At 68.9% G+C, this 14,022-nt stretch carries 11 protein-coding genes; 5 read left to right on the top strand and 6 right to left on the bottom strand.

All coding sequences use genetic code 11. The features are described from left to right. Positions 1 to 125: 125 nt before the first annotated feature. Entirely contained in the window at positions 126 to 950 is an 825-nt protein-coding gene (locus AC5W7N_RS26650; protein WP_495922489.1) for a hypothetical protein, read from the bottom strand. A 621-nt stretch (positions 951 to 1,571) separates the two neighbouring features. Here AC5W7N_RS26650 and AC5W7N_RS26645 point away from each other — a divergent pair. Continuing rightward, entirely contained in the window at positions 1,572 to 2,690 is a 1,119-nt protein-coding gene (locus AC5W7N_RS26645) for an alkane 1-monooxygenase (protein ID WP_228805994.1), read from the top strand. A 19-nt stretch (positions 2,691 to 2,709) separates the two neighbouring features. Here AC5W7N_RS26645 and AC5W7N_RS26640 read toward each other — a convergent pair whose 3' ends face one another. Beyond that, positions 2,710 to 2,919: an Rv3202a family protein gene (locus AC5W7N_RS26640; protein WP_495922487.1), complete on the bottom strand. Its 210-nt coding sequence runs from the start codon at positions 2,917 to 2,919 to the stop codon at positions 2,710 to 2,712. 280 nt (positions 2,920 to 3,199) lie between these two features. On the opposite strand from AC5W7N_RS26640, the gene AC5W7N_RS26635 reads away from it, so the two are divergent. Further along, the gene (locus tag AC5W7N_RS26635) at positions 3,200 to 3,400 is read left to right on the top strand and encodes a hypothetical protein (protein ID WP_195007135.1); all 201 of its coding nucleotides are present in this window, start codon (positions 3,200 to 3,202) and stop codon (positions 3,398 to 3,400) included. On the opposite strand, the gene AC5W7N_RS26630 is transcribed toward AC5W7N_RS26635, so the two are convergent. Continuing rightward, on the bottom strand, positions 3,382 to 3,816 hold the full coding sequence (locus AC5W7N_RS26630; protein ID WP_280211720.1) for an Hsp20/alpha crystallin family protein: 435 nt from the start codon (positions 3,814 to 3,816) through the stop codon (positions 3,382 to 3,384). The genes AC5W7N_RS26635 and AC5W7N_RS26630 overlap by 19 nt on opposite strands. A gap of 134 nt (positions 3,817 to 3,950) precedes the next feature. Between AC5W7N_RS26630 and AC5W7N_RS26625 the strand changes: the two genes are divergently transcribed. Then, positions 3,951 to 4,268, top strand: coding sequence for a MerR family transcriptional regulator (locus tag AC5W7N_RS26625; protein WP_163812980.1), 318 nt, complete (start codon positions 3,951 to 3,953; stop codon positions 4,266 to 4,268). Positions 4,269 to 4,276: 8 nt separating this feature from the next. On the opposite strand, the gene AC5W7N_RS26620 is transcribed toward AC5W7N_RS26625, so the two are convergent. Continuing rightward, positions 4,277 to 4,849 (bottom strand): type 1 glutamine amidotransferase domain-containing protein, encoded by a 573-nt coding sequence (locus tag AC5W7N_RS26620; RefSeq protein WP_495922485.1) that lies wholly within the window; start codon positions 4,847 to 4,849, stop codon positions 4,277 to 4,279. Positions 4,850 to 5,072: 223 nt separating this feature from the next. On the opposite strand from AC5W7N_RS26620, the gene AC5W7N_RS26615 reads away from it, so the two are divergent. Together AC5W7N_RS26615 and car are read left to right on the top strand one after the other, a co-directional pair. Then, positions 5,073 to 5,930, top strand: a complete 858-nt coding sequence (locus AC5W7N_RS26615) for an RNA polymerase sigma factor SigF (protein WP_228805988.1) — start codon at positions 5,073 to 5,075, stop codon at positions 5,928 to 5,930. Between the two features lie 173 nt (positions 5,931 to 6,103). After that, positions 6,104 to 9,598, top strand: a complete 3,495-nt coding sequence (gene car, locus AC5W7N_RS26610; protein ID WP_495922483.1) for a carboxylic acid reductase — start codon at positions 6,104 to 6,106, stop codon at positions 9,596 to 9,598. A gap of 31 nt (positions 9,599 to 9,629) precedes the next feature. Here the strand turns inward: car and AC5W7N_RS26605 are convergent, their stop codons facing one another. Beyond that, entirely contained in the window at positions 9,630 to 10,550 is a 921-nt protein-coding gene (locus AC5W7N_RS26605; RefSeq protein ID WP_495922482.1) for an NADP-dependent oxidoreductase, read from the bottom strand. 106 nt (positions 10,551 to 10,656) lie between these two features. Continuing rightward, positions 10,657 to 13,893 (bottom strand): ATP-binding protein, encoded by a 3,237-nt coding sequence (locus AC5W7N_RS26600; protein ID WP_495922480.1) that lies wholly within the window; start codon positions 13,891 to 13,893, stop codon positions 10,657 to 10,659. Positions 13,894 to 14,022: the final 129 nt, after the last annotated feature.

Genomic DNA, 14,022 nt, shown 5'->3' with positions numbered 1-14,022 from the left:
GCCCAAGTCCTCGAGGGGCCGAGCTACAGCCGGCGGGAAAGTATGCCGCGAGAGGAGGAGAGCGTCGAGTACGGACTACCGCCTAGCCGGCGGCCCGCCGCCGGACGGTCCGAGTCTTCGCCGCATCAGAGTTCGTGTCCGCTGCCGGTTCGCCCAGCTCTGCTCGTCTCCGGTTCGGCAGCCGGTTCGGGTGTGGTGAAGCGACCCGAAACGAATTCCTGGGCGGTGATCTTCGCGCGGACCACCGGCTCCCGGTAGCGGGTTTCACGGGCTGTGGCTTTGGCGAGTTTCGATGAGCCCGGGCGGTAGCGCCACCGCGCCCAGGGCGCGGTCGGCCTGCTGAGCCGGAGGGCGCCGACGACCAGCAGTGGTGGGAAGAACAGGCCGAGGAAGCCGGTCCAGTATTTGCCTTTGAGCAGGGTGATGGCGGCGAGGCCGTATTGGATGGTGAGACCGGCGATCGAGGCGATGAGGGTGGCGACTTCGCCGTCGTCGGTGTATTCGTCGAAGTCGTCGGCGAGGCCGAGGGGGTGGATGCCGAGCAGGAACAGCACCGAGATGGCGAAGGCGACCATGACGGCGTCGATGCTGCTGCGGCCTTCCTCGCTCCAGTAGACGTCGCGTACGTGCAGCACGAGGGCGAATTCGTCGAGTACCAGCGCGGATCCGATGCCGAAGAAGGTGGCGAGCACGCAGTTGAGGACCGGTGTTTCGTGCGCGGCGAGCGCGACCAGCAGTAGGCCGGAGACCAGCATGGTGACGAGTCCGAAGATCACGTGGTGGATGTGCAGGCCGCCCGGGGTGACGTTGCCGGGCCACCAGGAGACTTCGGCGCGGATCATCCGGGTGCTCATCCGGATGAACAGGAACGTCAGCAGGAAGGCAACCATCATGAACAGCAGCGGCAGGCGGCCGTTGTCGACGATGGTGTCGGTGAACCAGCGGGTCATGGGAGGGCTCCGGGAGCTCGCCCGGGTGTGCTGATTCGGCCGCGGTGCATCGGTGCGGTCCCTTCCCGAGGGTGCCCGGCCGGTCGGGCGCGATCGGTCTCGGCCCCTTGGTTTCGTCGTTCACTGCAAACTGTAGTTTGCTCGACGATCCGGTGGCTCGATTCGGCGGTATGGGTGTGGTTTCTGCACGAGCGGATAATTGCGGCGCCCACGGCTGAGCTCGCCGGGCGTGCCGATCGGATCGCGCATTTCAAAGCAGCGGTCGATGTGGGAACGGATCTTTTCGAAATATCGCGGTATCGACTGGATCTCGATGTGGCTCAGCGGGTTTGCGGGAAAAGTAGGGCGCCCGGCGATACGCCGTTCCGCAATTGGTCGGCTTCTGTCCTTTTTATTGGGCCCTGTCCGAATGGTCGCTTGGTTGATCCAAGGGGCATGATCATCTGTATTGATCTACTCGAGTCGCGGGTGCGAGAATCGGGATGCCAATGATTTGCGCCGGCTGTAACGGGCCGGGTGAGCATCCGGATTTATTCGTTGTGGGGGGCCACAAGGCAACACTCGGAGTTGGTCTCAGTGCAAGCGGGCGAATCGCGGGGTCCTCAGGATCGGAAGCGGTATCTGTGGGTATTGGGGCTGATTGCCCCGGGGTGTGCGCTGCTGCCCTCACAGTTGGTGCTGCGCACGGGATCCGAAGTGTTCTGGTGGATCGGTCCGATCATCGTCTTGATCGTGATTCCGGTCCTCGATCTGATCGTCGGCGAGGACGGCAGCAACCCCCGCGACGAGGACTACGAGGCGCTGTCGAACAACCACTATTACCGGTGGTGCACCTACATGTTCCTGCCGATCCAATTGCTCGGACTGGTGATCGCGTCCTCGATGTGGGCGGGCGATGCGCTGAGTTTCGTCGACAAGCTCGGCTTGGCGGTCACGCTGGGATTCGTCAGCGGGATCGGGATCAACGCGGCACACGAGCTGGGGCATCGAGCCGAGCATCTGGAGCGCTGGCTGGCCAAGATCGCCTTGGCCCAATCCGGTTACGGGCATTTCTTCGTCGAACACAACCGCGGTCATCACGTGCGGGTGGCGACGCCCGAGGATCCGGCGAGCGCGCGGCTGGGGGAGTCGCTGTACGAGTTCCTGCCGCGCACCGTCTCGGGTGGGTTCCGCTCGGCCATCGCGCTCGAACGTGAGCGGTTGCAGCGGCACGGCCAGGGCTGGTGGTCACCGCACAACCACATCGTGCAGGCGTGGGCGATGACGGTGGTGTTGTTCGGTTCGCTGATCGCGGCATTCGGGCTCGAGGTGTTGCCGTGGCTGCTGTTGCAGGCGGTGATCGGCGCGGCCCTGCTGGAGACGGTCAACTATGTCGAGCACTACGGTCTGCTGCGCAGGCGCCGCCCCAACGGCCGGTTCGAGCGCTGCTCGCCGCGTGACAGCTGGAACAGCGACCGGTTGGTGACCAATATCTTCCTGTTCCATTTGCAGCGCCACAGCGACCATCACGCGAACCCGGGGCGGCGGTATCAGACGCTGCGTAGTTCCGCCGAATCCCCGCAGCTGCCCGCGGGGTACGCCACCATGATCTTGCTGGCCGCTGTCCCTCCACTGTGGCGGCGGGTGATGGATCCGCGGGTGCTCGCGCATTACGGCGGTGATGTCACCAAGGCCAATATCGCTCCGCGTAAGCGCGAACGGATTCTGGCGGAGCACGGGGTCGCGGCCGGGAATCGCTGATGGCCCGGTGTCCCCGCGGTCAGTAGGCGAGGGGGTACTCGTCGTCGGGCAGCGGGGTGATCCAGGCTTGATCGATGCGGTCGGCGGTATCGGCGTTGTCGAAGGCTTCGCGGATGCGAGTGGTGAGTGGGGGTTCCGCGGTGTCGAGTCCGGCGTCGACGTCGGTGGCGTAGGCGAGGGTGTGCTGGTCGCTGCGGTCGGCGTCGCTGCCGGTGGGGAACGGGGTCATCGCGTTACCTCCCTGCGTCCGATCGGGTGACGGGCCAGGGGCGGCCCGGAGGGTTCCGGGTCGCCCCGCGAAGAGTGACTGTGTTCGAGATGGGTTGCTGTGAGTCCGTGTCGAACAGGGGCATCACCTCACTCGTGTCGATCTCGGCCGGTTGCGGGGACACCGCGCGGTGCGGCGGGCCGCGCTGAGTCGGCTGCACGCCGGGCGGGATGCGCCGGCGTAGCGTCGCGACGAGCGCGGGGTGCGTCGGTGCGCGCGGTGGTCGCTCGGGCCGGACCCGTTGGCCGGGGTGCTGTGGTGCGGGCCAACGGGCCAGCGCTTCGGCCACAATGGCGTCCATTTCGGCGAAGAGCTGCTCGATGTCGGGGTCGAGCAGGAGCAGTTCGGTGTCGAGCAGGTCCTCGCGCGAGTCCGTTCCGATCATTGCCCTGTCTCCTCGAAGGAGTGCCGGGCCGTGCCGGATCAGGCGTCGATGGCCTGACGCCGTTCGGCCCGCTCGACCGCGATCTTGCGGGGTTTGGCCTTCTCCGCGACCGGGATGGACAGGCGCAGTACGCCGTCGGTGTAGTCGGCGCGGATGTGGTCGGTGTCGAGGCCGTCGCCGAGGAACAGCTGTCGGCTGAAGACGCCGCGGGAGCGTTCTGCGGCGATCATCTCGCGGTCGCCTTGCAGTTCTGGACGCGTGGCGCGGACTGTCACGACATTGCGTTCGACATCGAGATCCAGCGATTCGGGGTCGATGCCGGGTAGGTCGAACTCGACCAGGAATTCGTCGCCCGCACGCCAGGCGTCCATCGGCATGACGGCCGGGCGGGCCACTGTGCCGAACACCTGCTGCGTCAGTCGGTCCAGATCACGGAACGGATCGGTGCGCATCAGCATGGTCGCCACCTCCAGATCACTCCATTCTCTGTATCGATGAGCAGATAACCTATGTCATCTGACATAGATTCGTTATAGCTCGGCGGTGAGATGAACGCAAGGGCTTAGGATAGAAAATCTGAAAGGAATGGCAGGAGTGAGGAGAACGGATGACGCAGGAGAGTTTCGAGCCTCGTCTCCCCGACTCGACGCAGGCGGTCTATGCGATCTCGGTGGCCGCCGACCTGGCCGGCATCGGCGTGCAGACTCTGCGCCTGTACGAGCGGCACGGTCTGATCACCCCGGCCCGTAGCGACGGCGGAACCCGCCGCTACAGCGGCGACGATCTGGCGCGGCTGCATCGGATCGCGGCGCTGGCCGCCGATGGGGTGAACCTCGCCGGCATCGGCCGCATTCTCGAACTCGAAGACGCCAATGCCGCCCTGCACGCCGATCTGGCGCGGCTGCGTCGCCGCGGCAACGGCTGAGCGGGCGGTCAGGCCGCTCGCTCGGCCAGGGTGAGGCCGATGCGTTCGATGAAGTCGCCGATGTCCTTGGGGGAGCGTGAGGTGATCAGCGGGTAACCGTGGGTGTCGTCGAAGACGACCGATCGGTCCACCCAGTCGGCGGCGCCCGCGTTGTGGATATCGGTTTTCAGGGAGGGGAACGAGGTGAGTGTCTTGTCGCCGACGATGCCGGCTTCCACGAGCAGCCACGGTCCGTGGCAGATCGCGGCGATCGGTGTGCCCGCGGCCGCGATCCGGCGAGTGATGTCGACGGCGGCGGCGTTGAGGCGCAGCGAATCGGCGTTGACGGTGCCGCCGGGGATCAGCAGCAGGTCGTAGTCGGCCGGGTTCACCGCGTCGAGGGTGACGGTGGGTTGGACGGTGGTGCCGGGATTCTTGTCGTGCACCAGGGTCTGGATGGTGTCGCCGGATTCGGCGGCGATGTCGACCGTGGCGCCCGCGTCGCGGAGATGCTGCACGGGAACCATGAGTTCGTCCTGTTCGACGCCGTAATTGGTGACGATCGCCAGAATGCGGCGCTGGGTGAGATCGGTGCCTGCCATGCGCGGTTCCTTCCTGTCGATGCCCGCTGCGCGTGTTCGGCGCTCTGGTCGCGGATCATGCGACTCGCTTCCCGCATACCCGGGTGTGCGGCGCCGACACGTCCGTGCAGTTCGTCGCGGCGGCGAACGCGGCGTGGGCGATCACTTTTCGATTACGGGAAATTGGGTACCCCTCAGTCAGGTCGAGCCGAACGTCAGCCGATTGGGGAACCGAGGAGGCCCAATGAACCAGTCGAAGCACGCTCAGACCACCACAACCGCTCCTGCGGCCCGATCAGTCGGTGCCGGTGCGGGGAAATACGGAGATTCTTCGGACAGTTACGAGAACATCGAGCCGTGGTTCGACAAACTCGAGTCTTTGGACCCTGACGATCCGCATCGCGCGCATGTTCGCGACGAAATCATCGAGCTGTGCCTTCCGCTGGCCGAGCACATCGCGCGTCGTTTCGGTGGACGCGGTGAGTCCTTCGACGATTTGCAGCAGGTGGCCAGGGTGGGCTTGATCCAGGCCGTGGATCGTTTCGATCTCAGCCGCGGCAGTACGTTTCTCGCTTATGCGGTGCCAACCATGATGGGTGAGGTGCGCCGCCACTTCCGCGACCGCACCTGGGCGGTGCGGGTGCCGCGCACGATGAAAGACATTCAGTTGCGGATAGGTCCGGCCACCGAAGCGCTGTCGCAGCGGCTGGGACGGGTGCCGACCGCCCGTGAGGTCGCCGCCGAGCTCGGGGTGGAGCTGGCTCAGCTGACGCAGGCGATGGTCGCCGCGAATGGGCATACGAGCAATTCGCTGGAGTCGATCGCTCGTGACGACGATGACGCGGGCAGTGCGGTGCAGCGCAGGCTCGGTAGTGAGGAACCCTGCTACGGCCTGCTCGAGGATGCGATGGCGGTGCGGCCGCTGATCGCCGCGCTGCCGCGGCGGGAACGTCAGGTGCTGGTGTGGCGGTTCTATGGGTCGATGACCCAGAACCAGATCGCCGAACGGCTCGGTGTGTCCCAGATGCAGGTGTCGCGGATCTTGTCGCGCACGCTGGCGAGTCTGCGGGAGCAGGCACTGGCCGAACCGGCTGCCGCTTAGCTCGTGTCCGGCTCGGTCGAATGACCGGTCCCCCTGCCGCGTTTGAGACATCAGCACCCTTGTGACTGGTATCACACCCGATTGCGGCTGCGTAAGCGCCCCCCGGCTGGCATCTTGCTTAGGCACGCTAACGTTCAGGACGTGCTCGGCCGGCCAGGGGAGGCACCAACACCATGTCGATCGAGACGCCGGCTGCTCGGCGCAGGCAGCGCATCGCTCAGCTGTACAGCGATGATCACCAGGCCCGCGCGGCGGCGCCGGATGAGACAGTGCTCGATGCCGTGCGGACGCCCGGCACCGGTGTCGCCCAGATCGTGGCCAGTGTGCTCACCGGCTACGCCGAACGTCCCGCGCTCGGGCAGCGCGCGTTCGACATCGTGCGCGATCCGGTCACCGGGCAGCCCGAACGCCGCTGGCTCGACCGTTTCGAGACCCTCAGCTATGCCGAAGTGGCCGATCGAGTCGAGGCGATAGCCGCCGCGTGGCAGGGCACGGCCGGAGTCGAGGCGGGCACGATGATCGCGGTTCTCGGCGTGACCGGCGTCGAGTTGACCATCGTCGATCTGACCTGCGTGCGGCTCGGGGCGGTGGTGGTGCCGCTGCAGGCAGGGGCGCCGAGTCCGGCGCTGGCCCAGATCGTCGCGGAGACCGAACCGCGGGTACTGGCATCCACGCCCGAACTGCTCGACCGTGCGGTCGACTGCGCGCTGGCCGGCCCGGGGCTGCGGCGGCTGGTGGTGATCGATCACGTCGCCGAGCTCGATGCGCACCGGTCCGCGCTGGCCACGGCTCGGGAGCGACTGGCCGGCACGTCGATCACGCTCGAAACCTTGGCCGAGGTGATCGAGGCGGGCCGCGATATGCCCAGGGTCGCACCGTATTTCGCGGACCGGGATACCGACCCGCTGGCAATGCTGATCTACACCTCTGGCAGCACCGGCACGCCCAAGGGCGCGATGTACACCGATCGACTGGCCGCGGGGATCTGGTTGCAAGGGCTGGCCCGTAAGGCGGGCTCGAACCCGCCGGCCATCAGTGTGAACTACATGCCGTTGAGTCATCTCGCCGGACGGCTGGCCCTGGCCGGGGTCCTGGTGCGCGGTGGCACCGCGTATTTCACCGCCGCGGCGGACATGTCGACGTTGTTCGACGACATCGCGCTGGTGCGGCCCACCGAGATGGTGCTGGTGCCGAGGGTCAGCGAGATGATCTACCAGCGGTATCAGAGCGAGGTGGCGGGTGGCCGGTCCGAGGAGCAGGTGCGGGCGCAGCTGCGGCGCGAAGTGCTCGGCGGCAGGCTGATTTCGGCCTCGACCGGTAGCGCGCCGCTGGCGCCGGAGCTGAAGACGTTCCTGGAGTCGCTGCTCGAGATCGAGGTGCACGACGCCTATGGGTCCACCGAGGCCGGTGGTGGTCTGGTGGTCGACAACCGGGTGCGCAGGCCGCTGGTGATCGACTACAAGCTCGTCGACGTCCCCGAACTCGGCTACCGCACCACCGATACCCCCCATCCGCGTGGTGAGCTGCTGCTCAAGACCACGACCATGATCCCCGGCTATTACCGGCGCCCCGATATCACCGCGCAGGTCTTCGACGCCGACGGTTTCTACCGCACCGGCGACATCGTCGCCGAGATCGGCCCGGATCGGCTGCGGTATCTGGATCGGCGCAACAATGTGCTGAAGCTGTCCCAAGGGGAGTTCGTCGCTGTCGCGCAGTTGGAGGCGGTGTTCGCGGGCAGCCCGCTGATCCGGCAGATCTTCGTCTACGGCAGTAGTGTGCGCGCCTATCTGCTCGCGGTGGTGGTGCCGACCGAGGCCGCGATCGACGCGGCAGCGAACACCGGTGAGCTCACGGCGTCGATCGCCGCCTCGGTGCGTGCGGTGGCAGCCGAGGCCGGGCTGGAACCGTATGAGATTCCGCGCGAGTTCATCGTGGAGACCGAGCCGTTCACGATCGAGAACGGGCTGCTGTCGGGAATCGGTAAGCTGCTGCGCCCGGCGCTGGAGCGCCGGTATGGTCCGCGGCTCGAGCAGATGTACCGCGATCGCGCCGAGGGGCGTTCGGCGCAGCTGCGGGACCTGCACATCAGCGCGGGCGAGGTCGCCGTGGTGGACACGGTGCTGGGAGCCGCGCGCGCCGTGCTGGACTGCACGCCCGAACAGTCGAGCCCGCAGGCGGGTTTCGCCGACCTCGGCGGTGATTCGCTCTCGGCGCTGTCGCTGGCGAAGCTGCTGACCGAGATCTTCGGCGTCGAGGTGCCGGTCAGCGTGGTGACGAGCCCGGCCACCAGGCTGGGCGATCTCGCCGAATACATCAGCACCGCAAGGGAATCCGGTGCACAGGTGGTGTCGTTCGCGAGCGTGCACGGCGCCGGGGCCGAACAGGTGGCGGCCGCGGACCTGACGCTGGAGAAATTCATCGGCGCCGACACCGTGGCGGCGGCGCCAGGGCTACCGCTGGCTGCGACGACGTCGACGGTGTTGATCACCGGCGCCAACGGCTACCTCGGGCGGTGGCTGTGCCTGCTGTGGTTGCAGCGGATGGCGGCCGTCGGCGGGCGGGTGCTGTGTGTGGTGCGTGGCAAGGACGCCGACAGCGCGCGCCGCAGGCTCGACGCGGCGTTCGACTCCGGTGATCCCGAGTTGCTGCGCCGCTACCGGGAATCGGCCGATGCCCACCTCGAGGTGATCGCCGGCGATATCAGCGCGCCCCGGTTCGGGCTCGACGAACCGGCCTGGCAGGAGTTGGCGCGGCGCGTGGACCGTGTCGTGCACTGCGCGGCACTGGTGAACCATGTGTTGCCGTATGAGCAGTTGTTCGGCCCCAATGTGGTCGGTACGGCCGAGGTGATCCGGTTGGCGCTCACCCATCGGCTCAAGCCGGTGACCTATCTGTCGACGGTGGCGGTGGCCGCCGACGTCGATCGCACGGTGTTCACCGAGGGCGGCGATATCCGGGCCGGTAGCCCGGTGCGGCGCAACGGCGCCGGGTACGCCGCGGGCTACGGCAACAGCAAATGGGCGGGGGAAGTGCTGCTGCGCGAGGCGCACGATCTGTGCGGCCTGCCGGTGGCGGTGTTCCGCTCGGATATGGTGCTGGCCCATCCGCGCTACCGTGGGCAGCTCAATGTGCCGGACATGTTCACCCGGCTGCTGATCGGGCTGGCCGCCACCGGACTCGCGCCCGCCTCGTTCTACCGCCGCGCCGGCGACGGTGCGCGGGCACGGGCCCACTACGACGGGCTACCAGCGGATTTCACCGCCGAAGCGATCACCGTGCTCGGCGCCGCCGTCGACGCGGGCCATCACAGCTTCCATGTGGTGAACCCGCACGATGACGGGATCTCGCTCGATACGGTGGTCGACTGGCTGATCGAGGCCGGTGTCGCGATCGAACGCGTCGACGACTACGCCGAGTGGGTGACCCGTTTCGAGGCGGCGCTGCGTGGGCTGCCCGAGCCGCAGCGCAGCGCCTCGGTGCTGCCGCTGCTGCACGCCTTCGCCCGGCCCGCGCCGGCGATCGCGGGCTCGGCCATTCCGGCCGCCGAGTTCCGGGCCGCGGTGCGCGCCGCGCAACTCGGCCCGGACGCCGACATCCCGCACCTGAGTGCGGATCTGATCACCAGATACCTGGGCGACCTTCGATGGCACGGGCTGATCCCGTGAGGCATCGGCGTCTCCGGGGCGGGCTGCTCGGTCAGGGCTGGAGCACGTAGCGTCCGCGCGTCCCGCCCTCGGCCATCGCCCGGTGGGCGTCGGCGGCTCGGGACAACGGCAGGACCGCATGCACTCGGGCGGGCAGGCGACCGGACTCGGCGAGGGCGAGTAGCTGCTCCAGTCGCGTGCGATCGGACTGGGTCAGCAGCGCGTTCACCGTGATGCCGCGTTCGGGTGCGGGCGCGAGATTGGGCCGGACACCGACGAAGGCGCCGCCGTCGCGGACCGGGGTCAGGCCCCACGTCTGCTGTGAGCTGGTGTCGACGACCGCGTCCCAGCCCGGTGCGGCCTCGGTGACGAAGTCGGCGCCGAGACCGCGCACGAACGCCTCGTCGGCGGGGCGGGCCAGACCGGTCACCTTCCAGCCGCGCTCAGGGGCCAGCGCGGCCACATAGGCGCCGATCGCACCGGCCGCGCCGGTCACCAGCAGCCGGTTGCCGTCGGCGGGTGCGTCGCCGAGCAGGTCGACGATCCGCGCCGCACCCAACCCGTTGAGCGGCACTGTCGATGCCGCGACCAGGTCGAGCCCGTCGGGCACCACCGCCACCTCGGCGGCGGGCACGACGAGTTGTTCGGCATACGTGCCGAAGTCACGGTCGAATCCGAGGACCACGCCGGCGACCCGGGTGCCGGGCGTCAGGTCCACTCCTGGCCCGGCAGCGAGCACGGTGCCGGCGAAATCCCAGCCGAGACCGGTGTGGGCGGGTTGGTCGATCATGCCGAGTTCGTGGAAGAAGCCGCTGACGACGCCGAGGTCGGTGGGGTTGACCGGCGCCGCCGCGACCGCCACCCGTACTTCGCCTGGTCCGGGCTCGGTGACGGGTACGTCGATGATCTCGATCGAATCGGGCCCGCTCGGCGTGCGGACGACGGCGGCCCGGAAAGTTGCTGCGCTGCTCATGGGTGACTCCTCCATCAGTTCGGTTCTGATGGCTCGACAGTGGTCCCGGGGCTTTGGAAGGCGCTTGGAGCCGGCTTGGAACGCCGTGCCGGTGCAGGGGAGCGGATCAGCTCAGGTGCGCGTTCCACAATCCGGCGATGGCGTCGGCGCGGGCGAAGTGCGCGTCGGCTTCGGCGTCGCGGCCGAGGAATCGGGCGAGTTCGCCGAGGGTATGGGCGACCGGACGCACGGCCAGCGACAGGCTTTCCGCGCCGGCCGGGGGACCGTCGCGGTGGGGGAGCAGGTCGGTGTAGATCTGCTCGGCGGCGGCGCGGTCGCCGACGGCGAGGATGGCCATGGCGCGCAGGCTGGTCAGGAAGGTGAAGAAGAAGTCGGGGCGGATCGGGGTCGGTGCGGTGCGGGTTCGGCGCGCTTGCTCGGTGTGGCCGGCGGCGTGCAGGGCGAGGGTGTGCAGGTCGGCGACCATGGGGCCGAGTGCCGTGTGCAGGGCGCGGATGTCGTCGAGGTGGTCGCCGAGGGTGCCCGCGTTGAGCCAGGTCGCCGCAAGCGCCAGGCGCAGGAAGCCGGTGGCGTGCACTGATCCGGCTCGTTCCAGGCGTTCGGTGGCTTCGATGTAGCTGTGTTCGGCGTCGGCGAACCGGCCCTCGATGAGCAGCAGTGAGGCCAGCGCGATCTCGGCGGCGCCGATCGCCTCCGGCATCCGGTAGGTGCGGGCCAGTTCGAGTGCCTGCCCGATCAGCTCGCGCATGGTGGCCGGGTCGTTGGCCCCGGCGGCGTTGGCGGCCAGGTTGAGCAGCCCGGTCACCCGGTAGACGGGCAGATCGTGCTCGATGCCGATCCGCACCAGCTCACGGGAGTACTCCTCCTGGCCCGAGTCGCGTGCCAGGACCAGGAGCGCCCCGGCGCGCAGGCGCGGTGAGGTGGCCAGTGCCAGCGCTTCCCGCCCGGCCGCCATGACGGTCGGGTCTGCTTCGCCGACCAGTTCGTGGGTATAGGCGATGAGCAGGTGGGCGCGCACCTCTGCGGCGAGGTCGGTGCGGTCGAGCAGTCGGCGGAGGCGGTCGACGATGGGATGGTCGACCGTGCCGTAGGTGCGGGCAAGCCAGGGGGTGGGTTCGGTCCAGGCGGTGAACGCCGCGATCATCAGGTCGTCGCGGCCAAGGGATTCGGCATAGGTGACGGCGTATTCGCGGGTCTGTCTGGCCGCGGCGACGTCTCCGGCTCTGACCTGGGCGCGCAGCAGCCTGCCGCACAGGTCGATGCGTTCGTCCGGGTCGCTGGAGTTGGCGACGGCGTCGGTGAGCAGTGTGGCCGCCACGTCGTGGGCGTAGCGGGCCTCGGCCAGTTCGGCGGCGCGCACGCAGTAGCCGACGGCCTTCGGTGAGCCGGCGCGCGCATAGTGGTGGGCGAGGGCGGCGATATCGCCGGTGCCTTCCAGAGCGGCGGCGATCCTGGCGTGCATCCTGGTGATGCGCAGTCGGCTGACGTCGGTGCCCAGTGTGTCCCTGACCAATGCGTGGACGAATCGGACCCGCCCTGGTCCGGGCTCGTCGAGCAGCCCGGCGATGACGCCGGCGTCCAGTGCGTCCAGCACGCCGTCCTCGTCGGTGTCGGCGGCCTGCACCAGCACGTCCACCGAACTTTCCCGGCCCGCGACCGCGGCGAGCCGCAGCACAGCAACACTGCTTTCGGGGAGCCGGGCCAGGCGGCGCCGCAGGACGTCGCGGACACCGTCGGGCACCTCCGACAACGCGATCAAGGCGCCCTCGCCGTTGAGCAGCCGCGCACTCTCCCGCACATAGAACGGGTTGCCGCCGGTGCGTTCGGCGATTCCGGTCACGGTCGCTTCATCGGCCCGGCATTCGGCGCGCACGAGCTGGGCGACGGCGGCGCGGTCGAGTCCGGCGAGATCGAGCCGCAGCGGCGCGGTGCGGGCCAGGGCGGCCAGCGTCGCGGTGAGGTGCTCGCTCTCGTCGGCGCGGTAGGCGGCGACGACGAAGATCGGGGCGCGCGTGTCGAGGCAGCCGCCGAGTAGTTCCAGCGTGGCGGCGTCGGCCCAGTGCACATCGTCGACGACGATGGCGACCGGACGCTCGGCGGCGGCCGCGGTGAGAAAGGCCCACACGGCCTGCCGCAGCCGGAACCGCCCGGCGGCCGCGTCACCGGTGACCGCTGCCGCATCCGACAGCAGCGGCGCGAGATCGTCGGCGAACTCGCCGGCCGGTACGGTCGCGGCCACTGTGCGCAGGACCTCGACCCACGCCCAGGCCGGCGGGGCGCTGTCGAGATCGGGGCAGCGTCCGGTGGCCACCAGCCACCCGTGGTGTTCGAGTCGGGCGGTGAGGTGTTCGAGCAGTGTCGATTTGCCGAGCCCGGCTTCTCCGGTGACGAGCGCGACGCGCCCTCGGGATTCGATCGCATCGGTCGCGGCCGCCAGTAGTGCGGCGAGTTCGTCGTCGCGTCCGACGAACGTCCCCGCGTCGGGTGTGCCCGGATCGGTGCCGGTTCGAATGCTGTTGTCCGGCACGGTGTTCGCGTGGGGTGCGTCGTTTCGGGGTGGTGGGCCGGCCTCGCGGAGGATGTCGGTGCGCTGGGTGAGGATCGCCTCTTCCAGCGCGAGCAGATCCGGTCCGGGGTCGAGGCCGAGTTCGTCGGCGAAGGTGGCGCGGGCGCGGCGGAGCGCGGCGAGCGCATCGGCCTGGCGGCCGCTGCTCCACAGGGCGAGCGCGTGCAGTCGCCAGCCCTCCTCGCGCAAAGGATGGTCGCGGGTGAGGATTTCGGCGTCGGGCGCCACCGTCGCGGGAAGATCGAGACGCAGGCGCGCCGCGAGGTGCAGTTCCCGGGCCACCAGGTGCAGCTCGCTGAGGCGGCCGGTCTCGGTGACAGCCCATGGTTCGTCGGCGAACTCGGCGAACGCGGGTCCTCGCCACAGGGCCAGTGCCTCGTCCAGCCTGGCGCGGACCGCGCCGGGGTCGGTGCGCGTGCGGGCCTGGTCGAGCAGTTCTTCGAAGCGCCAGGCGTCGACCGCCGACTGCGGCAGGCGCAAGGCGTAGCCGGGTGCGGCGCTCACCAGCAGGCGGGCCGGAGTGCGTGGCGGGCGGCCGGGTTCGAGCAGACGGCGCAGGTTGGAGATGTAGGCCTGCAGTGACGCCAGCGCGCGGGCGGGCGCCTCGCCGCGCCACAGGTCCTCGACCATGCGGTCGACCGGCACGACGTGGCCGCGCGCGGCGACGAGCAGGGCGAGCACGCCACGTTGGCGCGGTCCGCCGAGGGGAATGGGTTCGCCGTCGGCTTCGGCCGCGAACGACCCCAATACCCGGATGAAGACCATGACCTGGCACATCGTACGCACCACCGCTGTGACCGGTGTTCCAAGTCGGTTCCAGGTGGCCTCCAAACCCGCGCACGCAGTCTCGGAGCAGACCGAACACGGTCCCATCGGACGGAAACGATCCGCCGACCAACCGAGGAG

Source organism: Nocardia sp. CDC519, from assembly GCF_059509835.1.
The sequence above is the reverse complement of the archived record's forward strand: the minus strand, read 5'-3'. Positions and strand labels throughout refer to the sequence as shown.